Annotated in this window: 11 protein-coding genes; 5 read left to right on the forward strand and 6 right to left on the reverse strand. The window is 65.3% G+C overall.

What is annotated here, in order from left to right; genetic code table 11:
- Positions 1–95: 95 nt before the first annotated feature.
- Positions 96–3,875, reverse strand: coding sequence for a vitamin B12-dependent ribonucleotide reductase (locus ACVILL_RS31120; RefSeq protein ID WP_456732550.1), 3,780 nt, complete (start codon positions 3,873–3,875; stop codon positions 96–98).
- A gap of 833 nt (positions 3,876–4,708) precedes the next feature.
- Here ACVILL_RS31120 and ACVILL_RS31125 point away from each other — a divergent pair.
- On the forward strand, positions 4,709–5,602 hold the full coding sequence (locus ACVILL_RS31125; RefSeq protein ID WP_456732551.1) for a DMT family transporter: 894 nt from the start codon (positions 4,709–4,711) through the stop codon (positions 5,600–5,602).
- Between the two features lie 6 nt (positions 5,603–5,608).
- Here ACVILL_RS31125 and ACVILL_RS31130 read toward each other — a convergent pair whose 3' ends face one another.
- The gene (locus ACVILL_RS31130) at positions 5,609–7,846 is read right to left on the reverse strand and encodes a CHASE3 domain-containing protein (RefSeq protein ID WP_456732552.1); all 2,238 of its coding nucleotides are present in this window, start codon (positions 7,844–7,846) and stop codon (positions 5,609–5,611) included.
- Between the two features lie 19 nt (positions 7,847–7,865).
- Positions 7,866–8,270, reverse strand: coding sequence for a response regulator (locus tag ACVILL_RS31135; RefSeq protein ID WP_456732553.1), 405 nt, complete (start codon positions 8,268–8,270; stop codon positions 7,866–7,868).
- 180 nt (positions 8,271–8,450) lie between these two features.
- Here ACVILL_RS31135 and ACVILL_RS31140 point away from each other — a divergent pair, with 180 nt between their 5' ends.
- Entirely contained in the window at positions 8,451–9,347 is an 897-nt protein-coding gene (locus tag ACVILL_RS31140; RefSeq protein WP_456732554.1) for a DMT family transporter, read from the forward strand.
- A gap of 64 nt (positions 9,348–9,411) precedes the next feature.
- Here the strand turns inward: ACVILL_RS31140 and ACVILL_RS31145 are convergent, their stop codons facing one another.
- Positions 9,412–9,969 (reverse strand): BA14K family protein, encoded by a 558-nt coding sequence (locus tag ACVILL_RS31145; protein ID WP_456732555.1) that lies wholly within the window; start codon positions 9,967–9,969, stop codon positions 9,412–9,414.
- 269 nt (positions 9,970–10,238) lie between these two features.
- On the opposite strand from ACVILL_RS31145, the gene ACVILL_RS31150 reads away from it, so the two are divergent.
- Positions 10,239–10,649 (forward strand): NADH:ubiquinone oxidoreductase subunit NDUFA12, encoded by a 411-nt coding sequence (locus ACVILL_RS31150; RefSeq protein ID WP_456732556.1) that lies wholly within the window; start codon positions 10,239–10,241, stop codon positions 10,647–10,649.
- 373 nt (positions 10,650–11,022) lie between these two features.
- Here the strand turns inward: ACVILL_RS31150 and ACVILL_RS31155 are convergent, their stop codons facing one another.
- Positions 11,023–11,709: a DJ-1/PfpI family protein gene (locus ACVILL_RS31155; protein ID WP_456732557.1), complete on the reverse strand. Its 687-nt coding sequence runs from the start codon at positions 11,707–11,709 to the stop codon at positions 11,023–11,025.
- A gap of 110 nt (positions 11,710–11,819) precedes the next feature.
- Between ACVILL_RS31155 and ACVILL_RS31160 the strand changes: the two genes are divergently transcribed.
- Positions 11,820–12,758: a GlxA family transcriptional regulator gene (locus tag ACVILL_RS31160; RefSeq protein ID WP_456732558.1), complete on the forward strand. Its 939-nt coding sequence runs from the start codon at positions 11,820–11,822 to the stop codon at positions 12,756–12,758.
- 198 nt (positions 12,759–12,956) lie between these two features.
- Positions 12,957–13,175 carry a hypothetical protein gene (locus ACVILL_RS31165; protein ID WP_456732559.1) on the forward strand — a complete coding sequence of 73 codons (219 nt, stop codon included), beginning with the start codon at positions 12,957–12,959 and terminating at the stop codon, positions 13,173–13,175.
- 262 nt (positions 13,176–13,437) lie between these two features.
- Here the strand turns inward: ACVILL_RS31165 and ACVILL_RS31170 are convergent, their stop codons facing one another.
- Positions 13,438–13,872 carry a hypothetical protein gene (locus ACVILL_RS31170; protein WP_456732560.1) on the reverse strand — a complete coding sequence of 145 codons (435 nt, stop codon included), beginning with the start codon at positions 13,870–13,872 and terminating at the stop codon, positions 13,438–13,440.
- Positions 13,873–13,971: the final 99 nt, after the last annotated feature.

Raw genomic sequence — 13,971 nt, forward strand, 5'->3', positions numbered from 1 at the left:
GTTAAAGTTGTTGCTAGGGGCATACTTCCCAAAAAACAAGGGGGTAGCCGCAAAGCTACCCCCTTATTGACTGCGCAGGTGTCAGAACGTCTGACTCACGAACACCCCGTCGTGCTGCCGCAAGTATCGCACTTCATGCAGGTGCCATTCCGCACCAGCGTGAAGTTGCCGCACTCCGAGCACATCTCGCCTTCGTAGCCTTTTGCCTTGGCTTCGGCGCGGCGCTCGGCCTTGCTTGGGGCGGCGGCTGCGGCGGTGCCGGGCTTGCTCCACTGTTGCAGGGCCTCGAGCTTTTCGGTCGGCGAGAGGTCGTGGCTGACTTCCTGCTTCAGGGCGACTGCGCCTTCGACGGTGTCGGAGGCGCCGCGCGAGGTGGCGCCGTGGAAGGCGAGCGACGTGACGCGGTTGCCGCCGGCGGGGGCGTTGTCGGTGCTGCCGCTCGCGGTGGTCGAGCCGCCGCGCATGACGACGAGGTTGTCGGTGCGCGACCGGGTCAGGCCCTTCGACAGGTATTTTGTCGCCTGGTGCTGGGCGGGGGCCTCATCCGGCTCCTTGCCTTCCTCGACGCCCTTGCCGAGCGCGTCGAAGCCAGACTCGTTCGGATCGACATGGGCGAGGTCGAAGCGCGCCATGTAGCTCACCGCGAGCTCGCGGAAGACATAGTCGAGGATCGAGGTCGCGTACTTGATGGAGTCGTTGCCCTGCACCGGACCCGCGGGCTCGAAGCGGGTGAAGGTGAAGGCGTCGACATATTCTTCGAGCGGCACGCCGTATTGCAGACCCAGGGATACTGCGATCGCAAAATTGTTGATGAAGGAGCGCAGCGCCGCGCCTTCCTTGTGCATGTCGATGAAGATCTCGCCGAGCCGGCCGTCGTCATATTCGCCGGTGCGGAGATAGACCTTGTGGCCGCCGACAACAGCCTTCTGGGTGTAGCCCTTGCGGCGATCCGGCATCTTCTCGCGCTCGCGCATCACGACGATGCGCTCGACCAGCTTCTCGACGATCTTCTCCGAGACCTGGGCGGCACGCGCGGCCATCGGCTTCTCGTAGAGCGCCTCCACCGCATCGTCCTCGTCCTCATCGTCACTGATGAGCTGCGAGTTGAGCGGCTGCGACAGTTTCGAGCCGTCGCGGTACAGCGCGTTGGCCTTCAGCGCCAGCTTCCACGACAAGAGGTAGGCGGACTTGCAGTCCTCCACCGTGGCGTCGTTCGGCATGTTGATGGTCTTGGAGATCGCGCCCGAGATGAACGGCTGGGACGCCGCCATCATCCTGATGTGGCTCTCGACCGAGAGATAGCGCTTGCCGATCTTGCCGCAGGGGTTGGCGCAGTCGAACACCGGGTAGTGCTCGGCCTTCAGGTGCGGGGCACCTTCCACCGTCATCGCGCCGCAGATGTGGACGTTGGCGGCTTCGATCTCGCGCTTGGTGAAGCCGACCGCCTGGAGCAGGTCGAAGCCGGGGGCCGCGATCGCTTCCGCGCCGATGCCGAGCTGGTCGCGGATGAAGTCTTCGCCGAAGGTCCACTTGTTGAAGGCGAACTTGATGTCGAACGCGGTCGGCAGCGCCTTTTCCACCTTGGCGATGGCTTCATCGGTGAAGCCTTTGGCCTTCAGCGTCGAGGCGTTGATGCCAGGCGCATTCGACAGCGAGCCGTGGCCGACGGCGTAGGCCTCGATCTCGGCGATATCAGCTTCGCGATAGCCGAGCGCGCGCAGCGCCGACGGCACCGCCTGGTTGATGATCTTGAAGTAGCCGCCGCCGGCGAGCTTCTTGAACTTCACCAGCGCGAAGTCGGGCTCGATGCCGGTGGTGTCGCAATCCATCACGAGGCCAATGGTGCCGGTCGGCGCCACGACCGTGGTCTGGGCGTTGCGATAGCCGTTGACCTCGCCGAGCGCCAGCGCGTCGTCCCACGCCAGCTTGGCATGCGCGACGATGTCGGCTTGCGGGCAGGAGGCGTGATCGAGCGGCACCGGGTTGACCGAGAGCGCCTCATAGCCAGTCGCGTTGCCGTGGGCGGCGCGGCGGTGGTTGCGGATCACCCGCAGCATGTGCGCCGCGTTCTTCTTGTAGCCCGGGAAGGTGCCGAGCTCGGCGGCCATTTCCGCCGAGGTCTTGTAGGAGATGCCGGTCATCACGGCGGTCAGCGCGCCGCACAGCGAACGGCCTTCCTTGCTGTCATAGGGCAGGCCCATGGTCATCAGCAGGCCGCCGATATTGGCGAAGCCGAGACCCAGCGTGCGGAACTCGTAGGACAGTTCGGCGATCGCCTTCGACGGGAACTGGGCCATCATCACGGAGATTTCCAGCACGATGGTCCAGAGCCGGCACAGATGCTCGTAGGACTCGACGTCGAACCGCTTGGTGGTGGTGCTGTAGAACGTCAGCAGGTTGGCGGAGGCGAGATTGCACGCCGTGTCGTCCAGGAACATGTATTCCGAGCACGGATTGGAGGCACGGATGTCGCCGGACGCCTTGCAGGTGTGCCAGTCGTTCATCGTGGTGTTGAAGTGCAGGCCGGGATCGGCGCTTGCCCAGGCGGCGTAACCGATCTTCTCCCAGAGGTCGCGCGCCTTCAGCGTCTTCGTGACCTTCTTCGTGGTGCGGCCGACCAGATTCCAGTCGCCGTCGGTTTCCACCGCGCGCAGGAAGTCATCCTTCAGCGACACCGAGTTGTTGGAGTTCTGGCCGGAGACGGTCAGGTAGGCCTCGGAATCCCAGTCGGTGTCGTAGATGTCGAACTGGATCTCCTTGTAGCCCTGTTTTGCAAATTGGATGACGCGCTTGATGTAGTTGTCGGGCACCAGCGCGCGGCGCGCGAGCTTGATCTCGCGGCGGAGTGCCGGGTTCTTCTCGGGATCGAAGCAGTCGTCGCCACTGCCTTCGCAGTTCACGCAGGCCTTCATCACGGCCTTGAGGTGCTTCTGGTTGATCTTGGAGCCGGTGACGAGGGCGGCGACCTTCTGCTCCTCCTTCACCTTCCAGTCGATATAGGTCTCGATATCGGGGTGATCGGCATCGACCACGACCATCTTGGCGGCGCGGCGGGTGGTGCCGCCCGACTTGATCGCGCCGGCGGCGCGGTCGCCGATCTTGAGGAAGCTCATCAGGCCGGACGAGCGGCCGCCGCCGGACAGCCTTTCGCCTTCGCCGCGCAGGCTCGAGAAGTTGGAGCCGGTGCCGGAGCCATACTTGAACAGGCGCGCCTCGCGCACCCAGAGGTCCATGATGCCGCCCTCGTTGACGAGGTCGTCGCCGACGCCCTGGATGAAGCAGGCATGCGGCTGCGGATGCTCATAGGCCGACTTCGACTTGGTCAGCTTGCCGGTCTTCCAGTCGACGTAATAGTGGCCCTGGCCGGGGCCATCGACGCCGTAGGCCCAATGCAGGCCGGTGTTGAACCACTGCGGCGAGTTCGGCGCGACCATCTGCTTGGCGAGCTGGAAACGCAGCTCGTCGAAGAAGGCCAGCGCGTCTTCTTCGCTCGAGAAGTAGCCGCCCTTCCAGCCCCAATAGGTCCAGCAGCCGGCGAGGCGATCGAACACCTGTTTTGCGCTGGTCTCGCCGACGATGCGCTCGTTCTCGGGCAGCGCTGCCAGCGCCTCCCTGTCAGGCTCTGAGCGCCACAGCCACGACGGCACGGTCTCTTCCTCGACCTTCTTCAGGCGTGCGGCGACGCCCGCTTTACGGAAATACTTCTGCGCCAGCACGTCGGAGGCGACCTGCGACCAGAACTCCGGAACCTCGACGTTCTCGGCACGGAACACGACCGAGCCGTCCGGATTGCGGATCTCTGAGGTGGTCAGGCGGAAATTGATCCCGGCGTAGGGAGACTGTCCGCTGGTGGTGTTGCGTCGTTCGATTCGCATGGTCGAGCCCCGTCACTTCTTCTGCCCGGCCCACATGTTTGCGGTGCCGGAATGTTATCTGTTCGCGGACTTCGGAACACGCGTGCACGCCTCCCGTCATCCGCAGCTCAGCCGGTGGATCCGGCCTGTTTTCTCTTCACCGCTCGGTGCCGGTGTGACCCGGCCCTGCGGCGGCACAATCCCTGGCGGTGCCCGGCTGGCCGGGTCCTCCAGGTCAATGCATTCAACGCCCCAAACGCTTCACGCGACACATCACGCGTACGCTTCTCGCGGGCCGGTTACGGCCTCTGTTTCCGGGTCCTTCTCGGCCCGATTGTCGTCCCGACCTGGCCTAAGACCTGGGCCCAAAATCAGGGCAGAAAAGCCCTTCACCCGCGGCCCGAAGGCCTGGCGGAGTGGTCGTTTTGGAACCCTTGTGGGAGCGACCGGCGGGGACCCAAACACACTCGCGCCGAACAGGTTGAAAGCTAGGCCATGTCCGTCACGCCCGTCAAGGACTAGTACGAGTTTCTGAATCAAACACTAAATATGGTGGAAGGAGGGGGATAACAGGGGTCGATGCCGCGCCTGTGATCGGGCCAACTATCGGTGAGTCCTCATGGATTCCCAAGCCAAAAAAATTAGCTCCGCCTGTGGATTGGAGTTTCGCCCCATTGTTCACAGGCGAAGATTTTATTCGCGGTCCCGGATTGAATTTTTGGGACTCAGGTAGGCCTACGGGCAAACTACGGATCAGGCATGTCAGAGGCGTGATGGTCGGGCGACAAAATCGCGGGCAAGCTGCGGCCGACTCACATCCTTTCCATGCGCATTTCCTGCCCTTGCCGGGTTCCATGACAGATAAGAAGTCTCAAGCGCGGCCGCGCCTTGCGCCCGCCGGCCTGATGTTCCTCGCCATCACATCGGTGGGCTGGGGGTTCAACTGGCCGTCGACCAAGTTCCTGCTCAGCGAGCTGCCGCCGCTGACCTTGCGCGGGACCACCGGCGTGATCGGCGCCGTGCTGCTGGCAGCGCTGGCGCTGATCCGCGCCCAGAGCCTGCATGTCGAGGCCCGGCTGTGGCCGCGGCTGGTCCTGTATTCGGCTCTCAACGTCACCGGCTGGATGGTGCTGATGGGGCTCGCGCTGCTGTGGCTGCCGGCGAGCGAGACCGCGCTGATCGCCTACACCATGCCGGTATGGGCCTCGCTCCTGGCCTGGCCGGTGCTCGGCGAGCGGCCGACCCTGTTGCGCACCATCGCGCTGGTGATGGCGTTCGCGGGGCTCGCCGCGATCATGGGCGGCAACGGCATCAGTGCCAGCGAGGAGAAGCTGCCGGGCATCATCATGGCGCTCGGCGGCGCGTTCGGCTTCGCGCTCGGCACGGTGCTGGCGAAGAAATATCCCGTTCTGCTGCCGCCGATCCCGGCGGCGGCCTGGCAGATCGGCCTCGGCTGCCTGCCGATCACGATCGTAGGCTTTCTCGTCGAGACGACGCATTGGGATCGGGTGACGACGGTCGGCTGGTGGCTGCTGGTCTATTCGACCGTGATCCAGTTCTGCGTCGCCTATGTCGCGTGGTTCGCAGCACTTGCCCGCCTGCCGGCGTCGGTCGCGGCGATCGGCACCATGGCGGTGCCCGTGATCGGCGTGATTGCCTCTGCGGTCGCGTTGCACGAGCCGCTCGGACCGACCCAGATCACCGCGCTGCTGTTCACGCTCGCCGGCGTCGCGCTGGCGACGCGGTAGCTCACATCACTCGCCGAGCGCCTGCTGCAGCATGCTGGCGAGCTGCGCCTTGCGATAGGGTTTTGCGAGCAGCAGCACGCCCTCGTCGAGGCGGCCGTGATGTACGATCGCGTTCTCGGTATAGCCTGAGGTGTAGAGCACCTTGAGGCCGGGCCGCCGTTTCCTCACCTCGTCGGCGAGCTGGCGGCCGTTCATGCCGCCGGGCATGATGACGTCGGTGAACAGCAGGTCGAACTTCTCGCCCTTGTCGACCAGCGCCAGCGCGGCGCGGGCGTCGGGCACGGCGATGGTCTTGTAGCCGAGGCTGGTCAGCTGCGTGACCACGTAGTTGCGCACCAACTGGTCGTCTTCCACCACCAGGATGACCTCGCTGCCGCGCCGCGGCGGCTCCGGCGGGGGGGCTTCCACCTCGACCTGGCCGCGGGCAGGGGGCAGGTACAGCTTGATCGTGGTGCCGTGGCCTTCCTCGCTGTAGATCTTGATGTGACCGCCGGACTGCTTGACGAAGCCGTAGACCATGCTCATGCCGAGGCCGGAGCCCTTGCCGACCTCCTTGGTGGTGAAGAACGGCTCGAACACCTTGTCCTGCACCGCGTGCGACATGCCGGTGCCGGTGTCGCTGACCGCGAGCAGCACATAGCGCCCCGGCGTGATGTCGGGATTAACAGCGGCATAGGCGTCGTCGAGCACGATGTTGCTGGTCTCGAACAGCAGCTTGCCGCCGTTCGGCATCGCGTCGCGGGCGTTGATCGCCATGTTGAGCAGCGAGTTGGCGAGCTGCGACGGATCGATATGGACGCTGGCGACATCGGGCGCCAGCACCGAATTGATCTCGATCTGCTCGCCGAGCGTCGGCCGCAGCAGCTTGGCGATGTCGACGACGGTGCCGTTGATGTCGACGGTGCGCGGCTCCAGCGGCTGGCGGCGGGCGAAGGCGAGCAGATGCTGGATCAGCTCGCGGCAGCGCTCGGCGGCGCGGTCGATCAACTCGGCGGTCTGCGCCAGCTTCGGCTGGGAGCGCAGGCTGTCGACCAGCGTCTCGGTGGTGCCGGTGATGACCGTCAGCATGTTGTTGAAGTCGTGCGCGACGCCGCCGGTCAGCTTGCCGATGGCGTCGAGCTTCTGCGCCTGCTGCAGCTTGTGCTCGGTTTCGCGCGAGGCGGTGATGTCGTGATAGATCAGCGCCGCGCCCGTGATGGTGTCGCCGCCGTCGCGCAGCGGGCGGCCCGACACCACGAGGTGAATCTCCGGCGCACCGCGCACCGGCCTTGCGACGAATTCCAGCCCGTCGAATTCCTCGCCGCGCAGCGTCCTGGCCGAGGGCATGTCGTCGGCCTGCATCGGCGTGACGCCGTCGGACTGGAACACGTTGCTCATGGCGCGCAGCTGGCGGACCGTCATGCCCGGCTTGTAGCGCAGCATCTTCTCGGCGGCCGGGTTCGACAGCAGCACGGTGCCGGTGGCGTCGATCACCAGCACCGCCTCCGCCATGGTGCGGAAGGTGGTTTCCATCACCGAGGTGGAACGGCGGAGCTCTTCGAGCGCTGCGCCGAGATCCTTGGTGCGCTCGGCCACCTTGCCCTCGAGCGACAGATTGGTCGCCTTGGTCGCGCTGAGCGCGCCCTGCAGTTCGCGGCTGGCGCGCCGGGCCGTCAGCGTCAGCGCGACTGCGAGCAGCAGGATCATCGCGACGCCGGCGAGGTCGATCGCCAGCAGCAGCCGGCCGTTGGTCTTCGACTGTTCGGTGCGAATCCCGAGCAGGCGGCGCTCTTCGGTGACCAGGCGGTCGAGCGCGCCGCCGACATTGTCCATCAGCGCGCGGCTCTCGCCCGCGGAGATCAGCGCGGCGGCGCCGGCCGTATCGCCGGCCGTGCGCAACCTGATCAGTTCGGCGCCGAGCGCAATGGCGCGTTGGACCTGTCCCCTGGTGCCGGCGAGCAGGTGGGCCTCCTCGGGCGCCAACTTCACGGCATTCGTGAGCTCGTCGAAGGCGGCGGTGAGGGCGGTGCTCTGCTCGCGAAATTCGTCGGCAAAGGACGCATCGCCGGTCAGCGCGAAGCCGCGCGCCGCGCTCTCGACCGCGCGGGGCAGCGGACGCGCATCCGAGATGCATTTGAGGATTCTGAGCGTGCGATCGACCGAATCAATCTCGCTGCGCGACTTGACATCCAGCCCGATCGACGCCGCGCTGATGACAAGGAGGATCGCAAGGCCACTGCCAAGGATGAGACGCTGGGAAGCCATCGACGATTAGTACGAGCAATTACTTGGAAAGACGAGCGGAAGGAGCGGACTTCGCCAGACATTCGTTAACGGCGGCGACCAGCGCCTGCGGGGTGAACGGCTTGCGCAGGCAGGCCGACGCGCCGAGCTCGATCGTCATCCGCAGGAAGTCCGGCGCGCGGTCGGCATTGGCAAAGGCATAGCCGGACATCGCGATGACGGGGATGTCGGGGGCGCGCTCGTGGAAGATGCGGATCGCCTCGAAACCGCGCATATGCGGCATGAAGACGTCGACCAGCATGACGTCGAACGTCGCCTGCTCCAGCGCGCGCATACCCGCTTCACCGCCGTCGGCGACGGTGACGTCGAAGCCTTGGCGTTGCAAACACACCTCGATGGCGACACACACCATCGGGTCGTCATCGACCACGAGAACGCTCGGCACGATGCATCCTCTTGCTACGGCCTCGCGTGCCGGCGACTCGCTTGGCCCGTCTGCCGATTAAGGCGGAACCTGAACGGAAAGTCTGTATCATAGAATGCAGATGCTGTTTGCTGACAAGCAGATTTCCAGCTAGCCCTGATACCATCACTTGTATTTGTCCGACTACATTACGACAGGTCCATGACCGCAGTTCCCGCCGCCGGCCGCGCCCCGCTGTCACCGCTCGGCCTCGCATTCCTGGTGGTCGCCTCGACCGGCTGGGGTCTCAATTTTCCGATCATGAAGTTCCTGCTGACGGAGTGGCCGCCGCTGTCATCGCGCGGGTTGTGCGGCGTGGTCGGCGCAACCGCCCTCGGTCTGGTGGCGCTCGCACGCCGACAGACGCTGCGCGTTCCCGAGGGCATGTGGTTGCGGCTTGCCCTGGTGTCAACGCTTTCGATCGGCGGCTGGGTCGCGTCGATGGGCCTGGCGCTGATCTGGCTTCGCGCCAGCGAGGCGGCCGTGCTCGGGATCTCGATTCCGGTCTGGGTCGCACTGGTGGCCTGGCCGGTGCTCGGCGAGCGGGTGTCGCCGGCTCGCGCGCTCGCGCTTGCGGTGGCGCTCACAGGCATCGCCGCGCTGATCGGCGGCGGCGGGATCGACGCGAGCCTCGGCAAGTTGCCGGGCGTCCTGTTTGCGCTCGCCGGCGCGTTCTGCGTCGGGCTTGGCACTGTGCTGACCAAATACTTCAAGCTCGCAATGCCACCGCTGTCGCTCGCGGCCTGGCAGCTTGCGATCGGCTGCGTGCCGATCGCGATCACCGGCGTCTTGATCGAGCAGCCGCAGCTTGCCGCGCTGTCGCAGCTCGGCTGGGCGTCGATGATCTACATGACGCTGATCCAGTTCTGCGTTTGCTATGTCTGCTGGTTTGCGGCGCTGGAACGGCTGCCGGCGGCGACCGCGTCGATCGGCACGCTGCTGGTGCCGATCGTCGGCGTGCTCGCGGCCGCGGCGATGCTGCGCGAACCGCTCAGCACGAGCGACATCGCGGCGCTGCTGGTGACGTTCGCAGCGGTCGCGGTGGCCTTGCGCACGTGAACCCGCACACGAAAAAGGGCGGCGTTACCGCCGCCCTTTTTAAACTTGGTAGTTCAGGCCATGGTTACGGGCAGGGGTGCCGCTGGCCATCATAGCCGAGGTAGGTGCCCGAGGCCGGATCGTAGGACTTGTAGCGTTGCGCGCAGTAGCTCGCATCGCCGCCGCCCGGGACGGTCTCCACGGCGACAGGCGCGCTGTCGTCGTAGTAGCCGTAGCTGTCGTCATAGTAGCCGGGGCCATAGCCGTAGGCGCCCGAGGCGAGCGCGCCGCCGACGACCGCACCGGCCACCGCGCCGGGCCAGAACCCGCCGCCACGATAGTAACCGCCACCGCGATAGTATCCGCCGCCGCCGTGCCAGCCGCCGCCGCGCCAACCGCCGCCGCCACCACCGGCCCAGTGACCGCCGCCGCCGCCGCCATGCCAGCCTCCGCCACCGCCCATCGCTGCTCCACGGCCGCCGCCGAAGCCACCACCGCCGCCACCGCCAATGTGGCCACCGCCGCCGCCACCGCCCATCGCGCCCATCTGGGCAGCAGACTGGGCGAACGAGGCAGTCGGCACCACGATCGGCAGCGCAAGCGCCAGAGCCGCAGCGGTGCTCAGAACCTTCATATTGATCATCTTGGACTCCATCAAAACGGACAAGGTCCAACCATTTGAGCGGTCGGACGTTCCCGTGCTCCACATTGATTGTGGGTCATGTTTGCATGCCCGGCGGCGCATGTATGGCGGCTGAACAAAACTCCTCGTGACCGCGTCATTTGGTCGCCAAACGGATCTGTGATCGGAGGGCACGCGAGGAGTGCCGGGCTACCTTGGCGGCGGCTGGACATTTGCGGATTCAGGTGGCATCAGAGCCGGACTGCCTCGAACCGACGACCGGCCCACGCATGAAACAATTCCTGCTGAAATTCTTCACCTGGTGGAACGGCCAGACCTTTGGCACGCAGTTGTGGACCTCGCGCTACGGCGAGCTGGTCGGCGAGGACGAGCAGGGCAACCGCTACTATCGCACCAAGGGCGGCGAGATCGACCCGACGCTGCATTTCGAGCGCCGCTGGGTGGTCTATAACGGCTATGCCGAAGCGTCCCGGATCCCGGCCGGCTGGCACGGCTGGCTGCATCACACGGTCGATGTGCCTCCGACCGAGCAGAACTATGCGCCGCGGGAATGGGAAAAGCCGCATCTGCCGAACATGACCGGCACCGCGCAGGCCTACCGTCCGTCCGGCTCGACGCTGGCGAGCGGCCGCCGCCCGAAGGCGACCGGCGACTATCACGCCTGGACGCCGGGAAGCTGAGCTTCACGCATCGCTGTTTCCAAGGTGGACGTGCGCAACGACGCGCGTGCATCGCGCACACTCCTGTGGCAGCGCAGGCGCGCCTGTGGACAACGGTAACAGCGGGGACAGGTGCGCTGCGGCCGGAGCTCGCCGCTTGCGCTGCACGCGGGCTCGCGGCTCAATGTAGCCATCTTACGGAGATGGGAGACCATCGCGTCGGATCGGGCTCCAGATCGCGACTGTCCCGATGAGCAGCGGCCTCCGAGTTGGATGCGGCCGGGAGATAGGCCCCCGGTACAGATGTCCTGAAATCGCCCGCAAATGTGAGGCTACCGTGAGACAGGAAGGGCCGCTCGGGAAACCGGGCGGCCTTTTTCTTTGAAGCGATCAGTCAAGACAGCCGCGCCGCGGCGCGGCCCATCAATTCGCCGCGGCGCGCGTGCGCAGGTCCCATCCGCTCCCTCATGACGGCGAGGATCTCGGCCGGCGCAGTATCCGGCGAGCCGGCATTGAACGGCGGGGCCGGGTTGTATTCGAGCCTGAGCTGGATCGCTTCCGCAGTCTTGCGGTCGACCAGCTCGGACACCAGTGTCAGCGCGAAATCGATGCCGGCGGTGACGCCGCCGCCGGTGAAGCGGTTGCGGTCGACGCAGACGCGGGTCTTGGTCGGAATGGCTCCGAAGCCGGCGAGGAAGTCGATCGCGCTCCAATGCGTGGTGGCGCGATAGCCCTTCAGCAGACCGGCGGCGCCGAGCACCAGCGATCCCGTGCAGACCGACGTGACGTATTTCGCGCCCTCGGCCTGCTTGCGCAGGAAGCCGAGCATTTCCTCGTCGCCGACCATGTCGTCGGTGCCGAAGCCGCCGGGCACGCAGATCACGTCGAGCTGCGGGCAGTCGGCAAAGGTCGTGGTCGGCGTCAGCATCATGACGGAATCGGTCGGCACGGGTTCGATCCGTTTCCAGATCAGGTGCACCTGGGCGCCGGGGACCGAGGAGAACACCTGCAGCGGGCCGGTCAGGTCGAGCTGGGTCACCTTCGGGAAGACGAGCAATCCAATCTGCAGGGGTTCGGGCATCTGAGGTCTCCAAATAGCGCTTGACGGAACCACGATCGCATGATGCCCTTCCGTCCAAAATGGCGTATTTCCCTCATTTTCGGACCTAGCGGTGCCGCGAGGATTTGACGATGATCGGCATCCTGATCTTTCCCGACTTCCAACTGCTCGACGCGGCCGGCCCGATCGCGGCCTTCGAGATCGCGGCGCGCTTCGCCAACAATCCGCCCGCGATAAGGACGATCGCGGCGAAGGCAGGGCCGGTGCGCTCTTCGTCCGGCGTCGAGATGCTGGCGCGCGGCCTCAAGCCGTCGGCGGCGATCACCACGTTGATCATCGCGGGCGGCAACGGCGTGCGCGGGCCTGCGACCTGTCCGACCACGCTGGCATTCGTGCGGCGGATGGCAAGCCGCGGCATTCGCGTCGCCAGCGTCTGCTCGGGCGCCTATGTGCTGGCCGAGGCGGGCCTGCTCGACGGCCGCCGCGCCACCACGCATTGGCAGCGCACGCCGCATTTCGTGAAGAGCTATCCGAAGGTCAGGCTCGAGCCGGACCAGATCTTCGTCCGCGACGGCAATATCTGGAGCTCGGCCGGCATCTCCGCCGGGATCGACCTTGCGCTCGCGATGATCACCGAGGACCACGGCGACGAGGTCGCACAGAACACCGCGCGGCAGCTCGTGCTGTATCACCGGCGCAGCGGCGGGCAGTCGCAGTTTTCCTCGCTGCTGGAATTGAAGACGCCGAACGGAAGGTTCGGGCCGCTGCTCGCCTGGGCGCGCGAGCATCTCGACGCGCCGCTGACGGTCGAGGATCTCGCCGACAAGGCCGGGATGAGCTCGCGGCATTTCACCCGCGCCTTCATCGCGGAGACCGGCACCACGCCGTCGAAAGCGGTGGAGCGGCTCAGGATCGAGGTGGCGCGGCAGCGGGTGCAGTCGTCGGGCGAGGCGATCGAGCGCGTCGCCGAGATCACCGGCTTCCGCGATCCCGAGCGGATGCGCCGCGCCTTCATCCGCGCCTTCGGCCAGCCGCCGCAATCGCTGCGCCGGGCCGCGCGGGTGGGGTAAGTCTTGCACGCCAAGCGAACACAGTTGCCGATGACGGACGGTCGCTAAACTCATCGGCGCTGCCGGCAAAGGCAATTTGAGTATGGGACAAGATCGTTGTCCGATTTCACGCGATCAATACCGTCCTTGCCGTGATGAACCTGGCGAAGGTTCCCGTGACCCACGTTAGTGGGCATTGGGGACCCGAGGAGGTTCTAAATGACAAAGCATCGAACGATTACCGGGTTCGTGGCCGTCGCCCTGCTGGCTGTCACTGCAACCGCCGCTACGGTGAGATCGCACACGTCCGGGACCGATGGCATTGTCGCCTCCGGCACGGACACGCTCCCGGCGAGGGATTTCAGCGACCGCTGGTCTCCGATATTCGATTTGTCTCCGGCGGTGAACATGGCCGAGCGTGCACCTGACGCGCGTTGAATCGGTCATGGACGGAGTCCCGGCCCATTGAGGGCGCGACGCGCGCGGAGACTGCGCGCCGCACAACACAAAAGCCCCGCCGAAGCGGGGCTAGATGTTGGGCGACCTGGTTTTGAACAAACTTGGTCTTGAACAACTTGGTTCTGAATAGAACTAACGGTCCGCCGCGCCGGAATAGCGCAGTCATTCACCAATACAGGATCAGCTCACGACGCGGAGATCCCCGGATGCGCTGATCAAGAAATCTGCTTCAACCGAAAAATCACTGGCTCAATGTATCGGTCGCGATCTTCTTCTTGAGTGCTTCGCAGGTATCCCTGACCTCCATGGTCATCAACGAGACCGCTTCGATCTGGAGGAAGAAACGCTTGCCCTGATCACGGTAACCAGCAGCGAACTCCTTGATTTCAGCGATCATGTCATGAACGCCCGCCACCATTGCCTCGCAATTCTTGGCGGCCAGTTGCAATTCCGTTCCAAGGGCCTCGATCTCTTTCACCGCCGCTTCATATTCGCGCACGACCGCCTCGGCCGAGAGCTTGCCAACCTCGTTGACCCCGTTGCGGTGCTCGACATAGTCCGGCATCGGTGAGAGAGGCCGGATATTGCTGCGTGGTCGATGCGAGGTCACCGTGTGGATTTCGTCCTCCAACTGCTCCGAAGGGGCGCGGGCGAGGACTTCTGCACTAACACTCATGCGAAATCTCCATAAGTTGTTACGGCGAAATGGAGTTTAGCAATGTCAACGGATTTGTCTCGTTTTTCCACAGTTTTGAGGCAGCAGCGACTGTGCGCC

This window comes from Bradyrhizobium sp. USDA 3364 (genome assembly GCF_054056355.1).

Bases quoted from the DNA above. Each gene is read 5' to 3' on its own strand.
- ACVILL_RS31120 (WP_456732550.1), bottom strand. From the start codon at position 3,875: ATGCGAATCGAACGACGCAACACCACCAGCGGACAGTCTCCCTACGCC.
- ACVILL_RS31125 (WP_456732551.1), top strand. From the start codon at position 4,709: ATGACAGATAAGAAGTCTCAAGCGCGGCCGCGCCTTGCGCCCGCCGGC.
- ACVILL_RS31130 (WP_456732552.1), bottom strand. From the start codon at position 7,846: ATGGCTTCCCAGCGTCTCATCCTTGGCAGTGGCCTTGCGATCCTCCTT.
- ACVILL_RS31140 (WP_456732554.1), top strand. From the start codon at position 8,451: ATGACCGCAGTTCCCGCCGCCGGCCGCGCCCCGCTGTCACCGCTCGGC.
- ACVILL_RS31145 (WP_456732555.1), bottom strand. From the start codon at position 9,969: ATGATCAATATGAAGGTTCTGAGCACCGCTGCGGCTCTGGCGCTTGCG.
- ACVILL_RS31150 (WP_456732556.1), top strand. From the start codon at position 10,239: ATGAAACAATTCCTGCTGAAATTCTTCACCTGGTGGAACGGCCAGACC.
- ACVILL_RS31155 (WP_456732557.1), bottom strand. From the start codon at position 11,709: ATGCCCGAACCCCTGCAGATTGGATTGCTCGTCTTCCCGAAGGTGACC.
- ACVILL_RS31160 (WP_456732558.1), top strand. From the start codon at position 11,820: ATGATCGGCATCCTGATCTTTCCCGACTTCCAACTGCTCGACGCGGCC.
- ACVILL_RS31165 (WP_456732559.1), top strand. From the start codon at position 12,957: ATGACAAAGCATCGAACGATTACCGGGTTCGTGGCCGTCGCCCTGCTG.
- ACVILL_RS31170 (WP_456732560.1), bottom strand. From the start codon at position 13,872: ATGAGTGTTAGTGCAGAAGTCCTCGCCCGCGCCCCTTCGGAGCAGTTG.